The organism is Kitasatospora sp. NPDC058170, assembly GCF_042883905.1.
GTDB lineage: Bacteria > Actinomycetota > Actinomycetes > Streptomycetales > Streptomycetaceae > Kitasatospora.
Map to the genome: position 1 here is coordinate 125,928 of NZ_JBHVUV010000015.1, position 15,208 is coordinate 141,135.

Consider the following 15,208-nt stretch of genomic DNA (forward strand, 5'->3'; position numbering starts at 1 on the left):
AGTCGCCCCGGATCCCGGCGGGACGGGATCCGCGGGCCGGTCGGCCCGGTCAGTAGGCGAGTTCGGCGGTGACGAGGTCGAACGGCGTCTGGCGCGGCAGGACGGGCTGGATGCCGGAGACCAGGGTGTACTCGACGCCCGCCAGGTCCCCGGCCGGGCCGGTGTCGGGCCGCTCCCCGAGCGCCAACTGCACGGCGTTCCAAGGGAGGTTGAGGCCGCACAGGCTCAGCTGGTGCAGGCCGCCCGAGGGCCGGGTGTTGACGTCGATGACGACGGGCTCGCCGGCCAGGTGGCGGAACTGCACATTGGAGAGGAACGCCATGCCGGTGGCCTCGACCAACCGCCGGGCGGGCTCCAGGTAGCGCGGCTCGGTGGTGAAGCTGCGACGGCGCCGGTGCTTGTTGCGGCCGACGGCGGCGAGCAGGGTGCCGTCCCGGTCGGCCAGGCAGTCCACCGAGACCTCGGGCCCCTCCAGGTAGGGCATCACCATCAGGTCGGCCGGCTCCTCGGCGGCGCGCAGGGCAGCGGCGACCTGGTCGACCTGGACGCGGCTGTCCCAGCCGGCCAGCCGGTGCAGTCCGAACGGCTCGCGGGTGAGCACCCGGAAGCCCTCGCCGCCGGCGCCGGAGGAGGGCTTGAGGCAGGCGGTGAGTCCGGCGCCCTCGATCCGCTCGACGGCGGTGAGCAGCTCCTCGGCGGTCCGGACCTGCCACCAGGGCGGGGTGGGCAGTCCGGCGTCGGCGATGGCGGCGTAGCCGTCCGCCTTGCTGTCGAAGGCGGCGATCGCGGTGGCGGGCGGGCAGGCGAGGGCGGTGCCGATCGCCTCGAACTCCTGGTGGTGCAGGGATATCGCGAGCTGGTTGAGCCGCGGCACGAAGACGTCGATGGCGTGGCGGGCGCAGAAGTCGAGGGCGAAGGCGACGTAGGCGTCGGGCGTGAGGTCGCCGGGTTCCAGGGCGCCGTGGTCGGCGGCGGCGAGGACGGGCGAGTCGAGGTCGACGTGGGTCGCGTGGACCTCGACCGGGCGCGGGGCGGCGTGCAGCTGTTCGATGAAGAAGATGTTCTCCGCATAGGTGCGGTTGAGCCAGACACGTACGGGGGCGCTCATGACGGCCTCCCAGGGCAGGGGTGAACGAGGGGGGAGGGCATCCGGTCCGGCCACACTCGTCAACTGGCCCCGTGGCCCTTTGAGGTGGCACCTTAGCGGTCCGTTGCGCAGGCGTGAACGGCGGGTGGTCGGCTGTGCGACCCGCGGTGGCGCCCGGCCGGGCGGAGGTCCGGGGGCCACCCGGGGGCCGCCCGGAGAACCGAGGATCGACCGCCCGTCGAGCGTCCGCCGGCCCCCGTCGAGCGCCCGTCGGCCGTCCGCCGGGACGGTGCCGTGCCGGCCCTCCGCGGGACGGGGCGTCCGGGTGCAATCCGTTCGAATAGCGACCGAACGCATATCGATCAGGTGATCTACTCGTCCTATTTGTTCGGTTATTCCGACCACTCGAAAGAGTGATTGCGGATGCCCCCTGAATGGGCCCACCATGATTGTTGCAAGGCGACACCTCATCGGGTATGCGAAAGGCTCCCTATGTCGACCGAAACCAACGTCGGTATTCCTGCGCCGGGTGGGCAGCCACAAGCCGGTGAGCAGCAGAGTCTCGGCACGGCGGGCGCGCGGAATCTCGCGACGACCACCAAGTCCGCGCCGCAGATGCAGGGGATCAGCCCGCGCTGGCTGCTCAGGATGCTGCCGTGGGTCGAGGTGTCCGGCGGTACGTACCGGGTGAACCGCCGCCTGCGGTACTCGGTCGGCCGGGGCCGGGTGAGCTGCGTCAAGACGGGTCCCGAGGTGCGGATCGTGCCGCCCACGCTGCGCGAGGTGCCGGTGCTGCGCGGTTTCGAGGACGACGCGGTCCTGGAGGAGCTCGCGGGCCGGTTCGTCCAGCGGGACTTCGCCGTGGGCGATGTGCTGGTCCGCTCGGGGGCGCCGATCGACGAGGTCCTCGTCATCGCGCACGGCAAGCTCGACCGGATCGGCACCGGCAAGTACGGCGAGGAGGCGGTGGTCGGCTCCCTCGCCGACGGCGACCACCTGGGCGACGAGGCCCTTCAGCAGGAGGACGGCACCTGGCCGTACACCGTGAAGGCCGCCACCGCGGGCACCGTGATGGTCCTGGGCTGGTCGGCCTTCCAGGAGCTCGCGGACCGCTCCGACGCGCTGCAGCTGCAGATCATGGAGTACCTGGCCGGGTTCCAGCAGGCGCAGAACAAGCACGGCGAGGCGGCGATCGGGCTGTCCGCCGGCCACCACGGCGAGTACGAGCTGCCCGGCGCCTTCGTGGACTACGAGCTGAAGCCGCGCGAGTACGAGCTGAGCGTCGCGCAGACGGTGCTCAAGGTGCACACCCGGGTCGCCGACCTCTACAACCAGCCGATGAACCAGACCGAGCACCAGCTCCGGCTCACCATCGAGGCGCTGCGCGAGCGCCAGGAGGACGAGCTGATCAACAACCCGGAGTTCGGGCTGCTCGGCAACGCCGCGTACGACCAGCGGATCCAGACCCATGGCGGTCCGCCCACCCCGGACGACATGGACGAGCTGCTCAGCCGGCGCCGCAGCACCAAGATGTTCCTCGCCCACCCGAAGGCCATCGCCGCCTTCGGCCGGGAGTGCAACAGCCGCGGCCTCTACCCGGGCACCGTCGAGGTCCAGGGGAGGCACGTCTCGACCTGGCGAGGGGTGCCGATCTTCCCGTGCAACAAGATCCCGGTCGTCGGCGGGCACACCAGCTCGATCCTCGCGCTGCGGGTCGGTGAGGACAACCAGGGCGTCATCGGTCTGCACCAGACCGGAATTCCCGATGAATACCAGCCGGGCCTCTCGGTCCGTTTCATGGGGATCAGCGAGAAGGCCATCATTTCCTACCTCGTCAGCACCTACTATTCCGCGGCCATTCTGGTGCCCGATGCCGTCGGCGTCCTCGAAAACGTCGACATCGCACATCGCACTTCCTGACCGAGCCGGTCGGAATCGCGCCACCCGGCCGGAGTCCCACATCCGGCCGGGCGGCGCCCACTGAACACAAGGGGGAGGACCATGGGAATCTTCACGCTGGAGCGGGACCACCGGGAGGGGCACGAGGCGGAGGACGTGCTCGCCCGGGCGCGCAGCCTGGTCGACCCGGTACTGCGGGCCGCCGTGGACTCGCTGCCCGGTTCGATGCGCAAGGTCGCCGGCTACCACTTCGGCTGGTGGGAGGCCGACGGGACGCTCTCCGTCGCGCCGTCCGGCAAGGCGATCAGGCCGGCCCTGGTCCTGGCCGCGACCCAGGCGCTCGGCGGCACGCCGGCCTCGGCCACCGCGGCGGCGGCCGCCGCCGAGCTGGTCCACAACTTCACCCTGCTCCACGACGACGTCATCGACCGTGACGAGACCCGCCGGCACCGGCCGACCGCCTGGCGGGTGTTCGGTACCACCGAGGCCATCCTGGCGGGGGATGCCATGCACTCGCTGGCGCTGCGCATCCTCGCCGAGGACGCCCACCCGGCCGCCCGGCCCGCGGTGCGCCGACTCGCCGACTGCGTGGTCGAGCTGTGCGAGGGCCAGCAGATCGACTGCGCGTTCGAGCAGCGCAGTGACGTTTCGCTCACCGAGTGCCTGGCGATGGCGGAGGCCAAGACGGGCGCCCTGCTCGGGGCCGCCTGTGCGATCGGCGCCCAGTACGCAGGCGCGGGGGAGGAGGCCGCGCAGGCGATGGACGGCTTCGGCCGTGAGATCGGCCTGGCCTTCCAGCTGATCGACGACCTGATCGGGATCTGGGGCGATCCCGCCGTCACCGGCAAACCGGTCGGAGCGGACTTGGTCGCGCGCAAGAAATCCCTGCCCGTGGTGGCGGCGCTGAGCTCCGGTACCGCGGAGGGAGCCCGGCTGGCGGAGCTGTACGCACTCGATCGGCAGCTGACCCAGGAGGAGCTGGCGCAGTGCGCGGCCGCCGTCGAGGGCGCCGGCGGGCGGGGCTGGGCCCAGGGGGAGTCGTGTGAGCGGATGGCCGCGGCGCTGGCACAGCTGGCCATCGCAGTGCCCGAGCCCGCCGCGGCCGACGAACTCCTCGCCCTGGCCGAGCTGGTCACCCGCCGGACGCACTGAGCCCACCCGGGGGTGGGGCACCGCATCGGCCCGCCCCGCCCCCGCCCTCGACCTGCTACCCCCGACCCGCTACCCCAGCCGCTTCCCCAGGGCTTCGAGCAGGCGCTGCTCCTTCGCCGGGACGATGCCTTGCTGAGTCGCGGCGCCCTTGCGGCCCTTGAGGCCGTCGACGTCGGTGTCCTGGGCCGGCCCGCGCTGTTGAAGCCAGGTCCAGGTGTCGCGTGCGGTCTCGGCGAACGGCCGGCAGCACAGTCCGGCCGCCTGCGCCCGGGCGGTGTCGGCGAGCCAGACTCCCGCCATCTCCGGCACGTCGGGTGCCCAGAGCGGGAGCTCCGTCCATGGCTGGACGCTGTCCGGACCTTCGGCGAGCAGGGGGCCGTCCTCGACCCAGACCAGCTCGACGGGCGGGCCGGTGAGGCGGCCACCCGCACCGTCCGCCGCCGCGCCGACCACCTCGGCGCAGGTCCGCAGGAACTCCCCGAAGGTGGTCCGCCCGGTCGGGGCGGTGGTGATGTAGCGCCCGGTGTCGCCCGCCGTCAGCAGGTCGAGGCCGAACACCGCGAAGTCACGGACGTCGATGACCTGCATCGCCCGGTTCGGGTCGCCCGGCGCCAGGACCGGTCCGCCGCGGGCCATCCGCTCCAGCCACCAGGGCAGGCGGCCCCCGTTCTCGTACGGGCCGATCAGCAGCCCGCTGTTGAGGATCAGCGTGCGCTCCGCGCCGAAGTGTTCCTGCACCGCGCGTTCGCAGCCCGCCTTGAGGACATTGCCGACCGGCTGGCCGGGCGGGGTGTCGGCGGGACAGGGGTGCAGCGCGGAGGTCTCGTCGACCACCTGGGCGGGCCAGTCGGCGAAGGCGTGCACCGAGGAGACGAAGGTGTAGTGGTCGGCGTGGTCGCGCAGCAGCCGGGCGGAGAGCGCGGCCTGGGCGGGCTGCTGCGCCGAGGTGTCGACGACGGCGTCCCAGTGCTGCCCCTCGACCAGTGCGGCCAGGTCCTCGGCACGGTCGCGTTCGCCCAGGACGGCCTGCACCCCGGGCAGGTCGGTGCCGGAGAGGCCGCGGTTGAAGGTGGTGACCTGGTGGCCCCGGGTGAGGGCTTCGGATGCGAAGGCCCGTCCCAGAAAGGACGAACCGCCGAGCAGGAGGATCTTCATGTCGGAAGCCTCCCCCAGTCGGGTCGTTCGCGGACCCTCGTTTCGCGCTGGGCAGACGAACGGGTCGGACCCGCAGGCGAATCCGCAGGGCGAACCTGCCGGACGGACGCTGCGGCCCGGCCGCGCCCGACGCCACCGAACGCGAGCACCCGCCACCCGCCACCCGCGCCCCGCCGTCGAGGTGCTGACCGACTGGGCGACACCTAGGATCCGTTTGTACCTAGATGTCCAGAATCAGGCATGCTCCGCCGCAGGGGAGATCGACAGCATGGGCAACCCGGCACTCGTGGATCCGGCCACCGTCCGCGCAACCGCCGCAGAGGCGTGGATCTGGGGGTTCCCCCTCCTGCAGAACTACCGGACGCTCTACCCGCAGGCGGTCGACGACGCGGACCCGCGCCACGTCGGCGGCTTCGGGGTCTTCCGGCACTATCCGCAGCCCTCCACCCCGGCCAACACCGATGTCGTCACGCCCAACAACGACACGCCGTACTCCTGGGCCTGGCTCGATCTGCGTGCCGAGCCGTGGGTGGTCTCGGTGCCCGCCGAGGACCGCTACTACGTGATCCCGCTGCACGAACTCGACACCGTCTACGCCGGGTTCATCGGCGCCCGCACCACCGGTCAGGAGGCCGGTGACTACCTGGTGGCCGGCCCCGGCTGGCAGGGCACGGCACCGGACGGCGTCAGGGGCGTGATCCGCACCGCCACCGAGCTGATCGGCATCGTCGGGCGGACCTACCTCGGCGGGACCTCACCCGAGGCGGTCGAGGAGCTGAAGGAGATCCAGCAGCAGTACCGGCTGCGCCCGCTGCACGCGTACGCGGGCACCCCGGCCCCGCCGCCCGCACCCACCCCGGTCTGGCCGGTCTGGCGGGAGGAGGTGCTGGGCGGCATCGAGTTCTTCAGCTTCCTCGACTTCCTGCTGGGCTTCTTCCCCGTCCTGCCGGCCGACGCCGACCTGCGCGGCCGGCTGACCGATCTGGGCATCGACGGCCGGGGCGAGTTCGAGCCCGCCGCCCTGCCGATCGAGGTCCGGGCCGAGATCGAGCGCGGCATCACCGACGCCCGCGCGGAGCTCGACCGGGCCGCCGGGGAGCTCACCTCCTCGGCCGGCGCCTTCGGCACCCGCGAGCAGCTCGGCACGAGGTACCTGACCCGGGCCGTCGCCGCGCTGAAGGGCCTGTACGGGCTGCCGACCGAGGAGGCCTGGTACGGCGGCTGGGAGGCCGACAGCGACGGGAACCGTCCGCCGAACGGGAGCGACCACGACTTCGTGCTGCGGTTCGGGCCCGGCGGGACACCGCCCGTCCGGTTCTTCTGGTCCGCGACCATGTACTCCCTCCCGGACCGCCTGCTGGTCGACAACACCCTGGACCGCTACTCGATCGGCGACCGCACACCCGGGCTGGTTCACGACCCGGACGGCGGCCTCACCCTCCACATCCGGCACAAGCGCCCCGCCGACGCCCAGCACTCGGCCAACTGGCTGCCCGCCCCCGACGGCCCGTTCACGGTGGTCGTCCGGCTCTACGGCCCGGACGAGTCGGCCCTCGACGGCCGCTGGGTGCTCCCGCCGCTGACCGTGCGCACCCCCGGCGGCGACCTCGCGTGAGCCACCCCACCGGACCTGACAAGGACTCCCGAATGACCCAGCCCGAGCTGGAGGCCCTGGCCGCCGACGCCTACGTGTACGGCTACCCGCTGGTGTCCTCCCTCACCATGGTCGAGCGCTTCACCCAGGGCGGTCTGGGCGTCCTGCCCGCGGCTCCGTTCAACGGGTTCAGCCACGCGACCCGCCTGGCGCAGCCGGACGACACCTTCGTCTCCGTCAACAACGACACCGTGTACTCGATCGCCCAGCTCGACCTCTCCGAGGGCCCGCAGGTGCTGCACGTCCCGGACACCGCCGGGGCCTACTACGTGCTGCAGTTCGTCGGCGCCTGGACCGACAACTTCGCCTACCTCGGCCGCCGGGCCACCGGTACCGGCGAGCGGACCTGGCTGATCGTCCCGCCCGGCTGGCACGGCACCCCGAGCGGGAGCGGGGAGAACGTCATCGTCTCCCCGACCGCGGTCGCGACGATCGTCGGCCGCTTCGCCTGCACCGGCCCCGACGACCTGCCGCGGGTCCGGGCGCTCCAGGCCGGGCTGGTGCTCAGCCCGCTGGAGCCGGGCGGACTGGCCGCCGGGCTGCCCGAGCCGGACGCCGAGGTGCCCGAGCGGCTGGCCTTCTTCGAACGGCTGCGGGTCTGGATGGCGGCCTTCCCACCCGCCGGGCCCGACATCGAGTACCAGCAGCGGTTCGCCCCGCTCGGCCTGCTCGACGCCGGCCCCTCGCCGTACCGCGCCGCCGCCCCGGAGTGGACGCTCGCCCTGCTCAAGGGCCTGGCGGCGGGCCGCGAACGGGTCGAGGATGCCACCCGGCCGCCGGAGGACCACCCGGCCGGCGAGTGGCGCTCGGCGCTGCACCTGTTCGACTACAACGTCGACTTCCTTGGCCCGGGCACCCTCGACGACCCCGAGTGGCGCATCCCCGACCGCCGCGCCGCCTATCTGAGCCGGGCCGCCGCCGCCCGCGCCGGGCTCTGGGGCAACCACGCCTACGAGGCGGTGTACGCGATGACGTACGACGACGCCGACGGCCGCCCGCTGAGCGGCGCCCACGCGTACACCCTGCGCTTCGACGAGCCTCCGCCGGCCGACGCCTTCTGGTCCGTCACCATGTACGCCCTGCCGGACTACTACCTGGTGGCGAACCCGATCGGGCGCTACTCGATCGGCGACCGCACGCCCGGCCTGGTGTACGGCGAGGACGGCTCGCTGACGCTGCTGCTCCAGCACGAGCGGCCCGCGGACCAGGCCGCGGCGGCGAACTGGCTGCCGACCCCGGAGGGCGGGTTCCGGCCGATCATCCGGATCTACCAGCCGAAGCCGGCCGCGCTGGACGGCACGTACCGGGTGCCACCGATCCGGCGGACCTGAACCGGCGGACCAGCGCCGGGGGACCTGAACCGGCTGGGCCGAGCCCGCGGATCCGCAGGGCTGGACCGGTCCCCGCCGAAACGGTGAGGCCGGACCGGTGAGGCCGGACCGCCGGCCCCCGGTCCGCGCAGCCGACTCGCGAGGGCCCGCAGCGACGAAGGGACGCAGGCATGGGTGACGCCGTCGGCCAGATGCTGGCCTCGGCCGTGGGCATCGCGATCAGCCCGATGCCGCTGATCGCGGTGATCCTGATGCTGGCCACCCCGAAGGGGAGGTCCAACGGCCTGGCGTTCACGGCCGGCTGGGTGGTGGCGCTGACGGCACTGGTCACGGTGGTGGTGCTGGTCGGCTCGGGCCTGGACACCGGGACCGCCGAGCCGACCTGGGCCTGGTGGCTGAAGCTGGCCTTCGGCACGCTGTTCGTGCTGCTCGGCCTCAAGCAGTGGCGGGGCCGCCCGCGCGCGGGCCGGGTGCAGGCGCCGCCGAAGTGGATGCAGGCCGTCGACCGCTTCACCCCGGGCAAGGCGGCCGGACTCGCCGCCGCCCTGGTGGCGGCCAACCCGAAGAACCTGGTGCTCGCGGTCGGCGGCGCCGTCTCGATCGCCACCAGCGACGCGTCCGGCGGCGGCAAGGCGGTGGCCGCCGCGCTGATGGTGCTGATCGGCTCGCTCTGCACCCTGCTGCCGCTGTCGGTCTACCTGTTCGGCGGGGACCGGTCGGTGCGGGTGCTGGGGGAGTGGAAGGCGTGGATGGCCACCCACAACGCGGCGATCATGATGGTGGTCCTGGTCGTCCTCGGGGCGAAGTACATCGGTGACGCGATCGCCGGCCTGACCTCCTGAGGCCCTTGCCGCGGCCGGCTCAGTGCGGGGTGGCGGCGGCCGTCGGTGCCGGGGAGGCCGTCCCGGGGGAGGACAGACCCGGGGTGGCGGTGCCGGAGGCCGTCGGTGCGGGCGAGGACGGCGGTGTGGACGGCGGTGCGGAGGGCCCGGAGGTGGAGGGCCCGGAGGTGGACGGCCCCCCGGGTGAGGAGGACGGCGACGGCCCGTTCGGGGTGGCGGTCCCCGACGGCGTCCCGGGGGAGGGGTGCCCCGTCGCGCTCGCGGTCGGGGACGGCGTGGCCGCCGGGGTGTCGGTCCGGGTGTCGGTCGGGGTGTCCGTCGGCGCCGCCGTCGATGTCGGCTCGCCCGGGACGGGGGTGCTGCCGCCCCGGTTGTGCGGGCCGCCCTCCAGGGTGACCACCGCCTGCGAGGGGGGCAGCGCGATCCGGGCCGTCCAGTGCGCGCCCGGGGCGAGGTCCTCGTCCACCGAGACGATCACCGTGATCCGCTGGCCCGGCGCGAGCGTCCCGGAGTCCCGGCTGAGCCGGAGCCAGGCCGCGTCCACGACGGCGTGCCAGCGGATCTCGGTGCCGCCGGAGTTGGTCAGGGTGAGCACCGTCCGGTTGCCGTACCCGCCCGCCTCGACGGTGAGCAGCCCGACGGGGGCGGGCTGCTGGGCGGGGCCCGGAGCGGCGGGCGGGGCCGGGGTGGCGATCAGGGTGGGACTGCCGAGCGGGGTCGCACCGTGGCCCGGTACCGGGACGGCGGGGCCCAGGAATCCAGGAAGCAACGTTTCTGCAGGTGCCGGGCCGGCCCCCGCCAGCTCCAGACCGGCCACGGCCGGGGAGCCTCCGCGGGCCTGCTCGGCCGGACCTTGCTGGACCAGCGCGGACCCGGCCGCCGGGCCCGGCGGCCGGTGACCGGCGGCGCGCCCGTCGTCCTCGACCCGGACCGAGGAGACCGAGGCGGCCGCCGAGGCACCGGCCCCGCCCCGGTGACCGGCCCAGAGCGCCACCACGGGCGCGGCCAGCACGGCCGCCAGCACCCCGGTGGTCACCACCCGGCGGCGCACCGCCAGGCTCCGGCCCGCGTCCGGCAGCCGGTGCCGCGGGAACCCGCCCTGGTCGAACCGCAGGCCCGGCTCGGTCACCGGCACCGGCCCGGCCGCCCGCCGCCCGGGCACACCCGCCGTACCCGCCCCCGGCAGGAACACCACCCCGCCCGCCCGCTCCGGCGCGGCCGCCGGAGCCGACAGCACCGGCAGCCCGGACATCCCGGAGACCCCCTGGGCCACCTCCCCGGCCACCCGCTCCGCCGTCCCCCGGCAGGTCGGGCAGTCCACCACGTGCTGCACCAGCTCCCGGCGCAGCGCCGGCCCGAGCACCCAGTCCCGCCAGCTCTCCGCCCCGGCCCCGCCGAGCCGGTCCAGCTCGGGGCAGCTGCCGACGCCGAGCACCAGCAGCGCCGCCCTGGTCCGGCCGACCTCCGCCTCCGCCGAGGCCAGCAGCGCGCGGGCGGTGTCGAACGGGACGCCGAGGACGGCCGCCACCTCGATCGGGCTCAGCCGGTGGCGGACCGACAGCTCCAGCGCCTCCCGCTGTTCGGGACCGGTGCCCGCGGCCTCGGGCCAGGCGAGCGAGGCCAGCTCGCGCCGCCGCCGGGCCGCCTCGGCGGCCGAGGGACCGGGCCCGGCCACCGGCCCGGGACCGGCCTCCAGCCGGCGCAGACAGCAGTACCGCGCCAGCGAGTACAGCCAGGGCCGCACCAGCCCGGGCTCGGCCAGCCGCGCGCCGTGCCGCAGCGCCAGCTCGCGCACCTCCCGGAGCGCGGCGGCGGCCGCGTCGTGCTCGCACAGCACCGAGAGGCAGTAGGTGAACAGGGCGTCCACCTGCCGGTCGTAGGCCGCGAGCACGGCGCCGGTGGACCTGTCAGTACTCGTCGTCACCCGACCGACGGTAGAGAGGCACGGGCCCGCGCCCGGGCGTTTCCCTCCTGTTGTACTTCTTTCGGGTAACAACATCGCCCATTCGTGGACCCGGTACGCGCCCTGCGAGCACCGGCCCGCGCCCCCGCGCCCCGGTCCGAGCCCCCGGTCCGCGCCCCCGCCCGCGGCCCGTTGTCGGACCCAGCCGCTACGGTGGCCGCATGGCTGCCCGCACCAAGACCACCGCCAAGCCGCGCCCGGCGTACCGCTGCACCGAGTGCGGCAACCAGCTGCCCAAGTGGGTCGGCCGGTGCCCGGAGTGCAACGCCTGGGGCACGGTCGAGGAGTACGGCGCGGTGCCGATCAGGACGACGGCCGCCGGACCGGTCAGCGCGCCCGCCCGGCCGATCGCCCAGGTCGACGGGCAGGTGGCCACCGCCCGCTCGACCGGCGTGCCCGAGCTGGACCGGGTGCTCGGCGGCGGCATCGTCCCCGGCGCCGTGGTGCTGCTGGCCGGCGAGCCCGGCGTCGGCAAGTCCACCCTGCTGCTGGACGTCGCGGCCAAGGCGGCCAGCGCCCAGCACCGCACGCTCTACGTCACCGGCGAGGAGTCGGCCGGCCAGGTCCGGCTGCGGGCGGACCGGATCAACGCGCTCTCCGACCACCTCTACCTGGCCGCCGAGTCCGACCTCGGCGCCGTCCTCGGGCACATCGACGCGGTGAACCCGGGCCTGCTGATCCTGGACTCGGTGCAGACCATCGCCTCCGCCGAGCTGGACGGCGCACCCGGCGGGCCGGCCCAGGTCCGCGAGGTGGCCGGCGCGCTGATCCGGGCCTCCAAGGACCGCGGCATGGCCACCCTGCTGGTCGGCCACGTCACCAAGGACGGCCAGATCGCCGGCCCCCGCCTGCTGGAGCACCTGGTGGACGTCGTGCTGAGCTTCGAGGGGGACCGCCACGCCCGGCTGCGCATCATCCGCGGGATCAAGAACCGGTACGGCGCCACCGACGAGGTCGGCTGCTTCGAGCTGCACGACGAGGGCATCGTGGGCCTGGCCGATCCGTCCGGGCTCTTCCTGACCAGGCGCGACAAGCCCGTTCCCGGCACCTGCCTGACCGTCACCCTGGAGGGCCGCCGCCCGCTGGTGGCGGAGGTGCAGGCGCTGATGGTGGATTCGCAGATCCCGTCCCCGCGCCGGACGACCTCCGGCCTGGAGTCGCCCCGGATCGCGATGATCCTGGCCGTGGTCGAGCGGCACGGCGGGGTCAAGCTCGGCAAGCAGGACATCTACACCGCGACGGTCGGCGGGGTGAAGCTGAGCGAGCCCTCCGCCGACCTCGCGATCGCCCTCGCGGTGGCCAGCTCCTCCTCCGACACCCCGCTCCCGAGCAACCTGGTGGCGATCGGCGAGGTCGGTCTCGCGGGCGAGGTGCGGCGGGTGACGGGTGTGCAGCGGCGCCTGGCCGAGGCGCACCGGCTGGGCTTCACCCACGCGCTGGTCCCGCCGGATCCGGGCAAGGTGCCGGCGGGGATGAAGGTGGTCGAGGTGGCCGACATCGGCGAGGCGCTGCGGGCCATTCCCGGCCGCCGCCGGGCCGCCGCCAAGCCGCGGGGTGAGGCGTCGTCGGCGCCGCGCGAGGGGTCCGCGGCACCGCGCGAGACCCCGCCGGCTCCCCGCGGGGCCCGGCGCGAAGCCCCCGTCACCGCCTACCCGGAGGAGCTCATGGAGGGGTGGGAACCCCTGGACTGAGACGAACCGCGCTGACCCAGGCTCTGTTATTGCCGCACGCAGTTAGACTTTCCCCTGTCTAATTGCCGATAAGGCAGTAATAAGCGACAGAGCAACAGACCGTAGGCCGGCGCACGGCGCGAGGCGCGCGGTACGGGGTCGACCGGAGGAGTCACGTGGCAGCCAGCGACCGGGCGGACAAGTCCTCCCGTGAGGAGGCCCTGCTACGGGCCTCCCTCAGCGCCATCGCGCCCGGCACGGGGCTGCGTGACGGCCTGGAGCGGGTGCTGCGGGCGAACACCGGCGGGTTGATCGTGCTCGGATTCGACAAGACGGTCGAGTCGATCTGTACCGGCGGGTTCGTCCTGGACGTCGAGTTCACCGCCACCCGGCTGCGCGAGCTGTGCAAGCTCGACGGCGCCGTGGTGCTGGACAAGGACATCACCAAGATCGTCCGGGCCGGGGTGCACCTGATGCCGGACTCCACCATCCCCACCGACGAGACGGGTACCCGCCACCGCACCGCGGAGCGGGTCAACCGGCAGACCGGGTTCCCGGTGGTCGCGGTCTCGCACTCGATGCGGCTGATCGCGATGTACGTCAACGGCACCCGCCGGGTGCTGGAGGACTCCACCACCGTGCTCTCCCGGGCCAACCAGGCGCTGGCCACCCTGGAGCGGTACAAGCTCCGGTTGGACGAGGTGGCCGGCACGCTCTCCGCCCTGGAGATCGAGGACCTGGTGACGGTCCGGGATGTCACCGCCGTCGCCCAGCGGCTGGAGATGGTCCGGCTGATCGCCACCGAGATCGCCGGCTACGTGCTGGAGCTCGGAACGGACGGCCGTCTGCTCTCGCTCCAGCTGGACGAGCTGATCGCGGGCGTGGAGCCGGAGCGCGAGCTGGTCGCCCGGGACTACTTCCCGGAGCGGGCCGCCAAGAAGGGCCGGACGGTCACCGAGGTGCTGGCCGACCTGGAGGCGCTGACCCACGCCGAGCTGCTCGACCTGCAGACCGTCGCCAAGGCGCTCGGCTACTCGGGCTCGCCGGAGTCCCTGGACTCGGCGGTGTCGCCGCGCGGCTACCGGCTGCTGGCCAAGATCCCGCGGCTGCCGAACACGGTGATAGAGCGGCTGGTCGAGCACTTCGGCGGTCTGCAGAAGCTGCTCGCGGCCAGCATCGACGATCTGCAGACGGTCGAGGGCGTCGGCGAGACCCGCGCCCGCTCGGTGCGCGAGGGCCTGTCGCGACTTGCCGAATCGTCCATCCTGGAGCGCTACGTCTGACCTCGGCCCACCAGGGCGGTGCGCCGGGGCAGACCCGGCGGGCAGCCCGGACACGGCGAAGCCCCGGCCTTCGGGCCGGGGCTCGCGTGCTGAAGGGGGGCTGAGCGCGGGTCAGCTCTCCAGGCGGATCGAGGAGCGCGCCGACACCTGACCGCCGGACAGGCCGGTGAGGTCGGCGACCACCAGGTAGTTGCCGGCCGGCGCGGCCGCCGGGTCGGCGGTGGCGCACTGGGGCTTGCTGCGGCTGCGGTCCCAGGTGAAGGTCTCGGTCAGGCCGTTGTTCGCCGGGATCTGCACCCAGCTGCCGCCCCGGTCCGAGGGGCAGTCGCCGGAGGACCAGATCCGCTCGCCGCTGCTGGCCGTCACCGTGATCGCGGAGGCCGTCCGGCCCAGGTCCACCCGGCAGTTGGCGCCGGAGGCGTTGTGGACGGTCAGCGCCAGGCGGGGCTTGTCCTTGGGCTGGTAGGAGTTCTGGGCGCTGGACAGCTCCAGCGTCACCGCGGAGGAGGCGCAGACCGGCAGCGCCATGACCTCGGCGGTGTTCACCGCGGGTGCGCCGGTACCGCCGGCCGTTCCGCCGCCGGTACCCCCGGCCGCTCCGCCCCCGGCAGCCCCGCCGGCCGCCGTTCCGCCCGCGGCCGCGCCGCCGGTGGCCGGAGCCGGGTTGGGCGCGGCGCCGCCGCCCGTCCCGCCCGTGCTGAGGCTGACATCGCCGCCCCCGGAGCCGGACACCGCGCCGCCGCCGGTGCCACCACCGGGACCGCCGCTGCCGCCCCCGCCACTGCCGCCCCCACCGGGGCGCAGGGTGTTGGCGGGACCGCTCGGGGAGGCGCCCGGCGTGATCGCCTGGGCGGGGGTCTGGGACTGGGACGGCACGGCTTGCGCGGCCTTGCCCTGTCCACCGCCGTCGCCCTGATCGGACATCAGCCAGAGAATCAGGGCGATGACCGCGACGACGGCGGCGAGCATGACGACGCGCCGACGCCAGTAGATCGAAGCCGGCAGCGGTCCCACGGGTTGACGCAGAGAGGGCACGCCCAAACTCTACGAGACTGTGTGTGCCCTTTGACTCACCAACACCGCACTGTCGCCCCTTCCTTCACATGATCCGCCATTTGCGCCGTTCGGGGGAGGCCGGGTGGACCTCTTTCGAGGGAATTCGGAATCCACTG

The 15,208-nt window shown here is 73.9% G+C and carries 11 protein-coding genes; 7 read left to right on the forward strand and 4 right to left on the reverse strand.

Annotated features, from left to right (window positions below; translation table 11 throughout):
• Positions 1-49: 49 nt before the first annotated feature.
• Entirely contained in the window at positions 50-1,108 is a 1,059-nt protein-coding gene (locus ACFVVX_RS18635) for an ATP-grasp domain-containing protein (protein ID WP_387946755.1), read from the reverse strand.
• Between the two features lie 471 nt (positions 1,109-1,579).
• Here ACFVVX_RS18635 and ACFVVX_RS18640 point away from each other — a divergent pair, with 471 nt between their 5' ends.
• Both ACFVVX_RS18640 and ACFVVX_RS18645 read left to right on the forward strand, forming a co-directional pair.
• On the forward strand, positions 1,580-3,007 hold the full coding sequence (locus ACFVVX_RS18640; RefSeq protein ID WP_387946757.1) for a family 2B encapsulin nanocompartment shell protein: 1,428 nt from the start codon (positions 1,580-1,582) through the stop codon (positions 3,005-3,007).
• Positions 3,008-3,088: 81 nt separating this feature from the next.
• Entirely contained in the window at positions 3,089-4,138 is a 1,050-nt protein-coding gene (locus ACFVVX_RS18645; protein WP_387946759.1) for a family 2 encapsulin nanocompartment cargo protein polyprenyl transferase, read from the forward strand.
• A gap of 69 nt (positions 4,139-4,207) precedes the next feature.
• Here ACFVVX_RS18645 and ACFVVX_RS18650 read toward each other — a convergent pair whose 3' ends face one another.
• On the reverse strand, positions 4,208-5,293 hold the full coding sequence (locus ACFVVX_RS18650) for an NAD-dependent epimerase/dehydratase family protein (protein ID WP_387946761.1): 1,086 nt from the start codon (positions 5,291-5,293) through the stop codon (positions 4,208-4,210).
• A gap of 268 nt (positions 5,294-5,561) precedes the next feature.
• Between ACFVVX_RS18650 and ACFVVX_RS18655 the strand changes: the two genes are divergently transcribed.
• The 3 genes from ACFVVX_RS18655 (at position 5,562) to ACFVVX_RS18665 (ending at position 9,120) form a co-directional block, all read left to right on the forward strand.
• A complete protein-coding gene (locus tag ACFVVX_RS18655; RefSeq protein ID WP_387946763.1) occupies positions 5,562-6,908 on the forward strand; it encodes a DUF1254 domain-containing protein in 1,347 nt (448 codons plus the stop codon).
• A 32-nt stretch (positions 6,909-6,940) separates the two neighbouring features.
• Positions 6,941-8,278, forward strand: coding sequence for a DUF1254 domain-containing protein (locus ACFVVX_RS18660; protein WP_387946765.1), 1,338 nt, complete (start codon positions 6,941-6,943; stop codon positions 8,276-8,278).
• A 170-nt stretch (positions 8,279-8,448) separates the two neighbouring features.
• Complete coding sequence (locus ACFVVX_RS18665) at positions 8,449-9,120, forward strand: GAP family protein (RefSeq protein ID WP_387946767.1); 672 nt, start codon at positions 8,449-8,451, stop codon at positions 9,118-9,120.
• A gap of 19 nt (positions 9,121-9,139) precedes the next feature.
• Here the strand turns inward: ACFVVX_RS18665 and ACFVVX_RS18670 are convergent, their stop codons facing one another.
• On the reverse strand, positions 9,140-11,044 hold the full coding sequence (locus ACFVVX_RS18670) for a sigma-70 family RNA polymerase sigma factor (RefSeq protein WP_387946769.1): 1,905 nt from the start codon (positions 11,042-11,044) through the stop codon (positions 9,140-9,142).
• A gap of 200 nt (positions 11,045-11,244) precedes the next feature.
• Here ACFVVX_RS18670 and radA point away from each other — a divergent pair, with 200 nt between their 5' ends.
• Both radA and disA read left to right on the forward strand, forming a co-directional pair.
• A complete protein-coding gene (gene radA, locus ACFVVX_RS18675; RefSeq protein ID WP_387946771.1) occupies positions 11,245-12,774 on the forward strand; it encodes a DNA repair protein RadA in 1,530 nt (509 codons plus the stop codon).
• 155 nt (positions 12,775-12,929) lie between these two features.
• Positions 12,930-14,036, forward strand: coding sequence for a DNA integrity scanning diadenylate cyclase DisA (disA, locus tag ACFVVX_RS18680; protein WP_387946773.1), 1,107 nt, complete (start codon positions 12,930-12,932; stop codon positions 14,034-14,036).
• A gap of 111 nt (positions 14,037-14,147) precedes the next feature.
• Here disA and ACFVVX_RS18685 read toward each other — a convergent pair whose 3' ends face one another.
• Positions 14,148-15,071 carry a hypothetical protein gene (locus tag ACFVVX_RS18685; RefSeq protein ID WP_387946775.1) on the reverse strand — a complete coding sequence of 308 codons (924 nt, stop codon included), beginning with the start codon at positions 15,069-15,071 and terminating at the stop codon, positions 14,148-14,150.
• Positions 15,072-15,208: the final 137 nt, after the last annotated feature.

Excerpts from the sequence above, each read along its gene's own strand:
- radA (WP_387946771.1), top strand. The coding sequence starts at position 11,245 with ATGGCTGCCCGCACCAAGACCACCGCCAAGCCGCGCCCGGCGTACCGC.
- ACFVVX_RS18635 (WP_387946755.1), bottom strand. The coding sequence starts at position 1,108 with ATGAGCGCCCCCGTACGTGTCTGGCTCAACCGCACCTATGCGGAGAAC.
- ACFVVX_RS18650 (WP_387946761.1), bottom strand. The coding sequence starts at position 5,293 with ATGAAGATCCTCCTGCTCGGCGGTTCGTCCTTTCTGGGACGGGCCTTC.
- ACFVVX_RS18660 (WP_387946765.1), top strand. The coding sequence starts at position 6,941 with ATGACCCAGCCCGAGCTGGAGGCCCTGGCCGCCGACGCCTACGTGTAC.
- ACFVVX_RS18640 (WP_387946757.1), top strand. The coding sequence starts at position 1,580 with ATGTCGACCGAAACCAACGTCGGTATTCCTGCGCCGGGTGGGCAGCCA.
- ACFVVX_RS18655 (WP_387946763.1), top strand. The coding sequence starts at position 5,562 with ATGGGCAACCCGGCACTCGTGGATCCGGCCACCGTCCGCGCAACCGCC.
- ACFVVX_RS18645 (WP_387946759.1), top strand. The coding sequence starts at position 3,089 with ATGGGAATCTTCACGCTGGAGCGGGACCACCGGGAGGGGCACGAGGCG.
- ACFVVX_RS18665 (WP_387946767.1), top strand. The coding sequence starts at position 8,449 with ATGGGTGACGCCGTCGGCCAGATGCTGGCCTCGGCCGTGGGCATCGCG.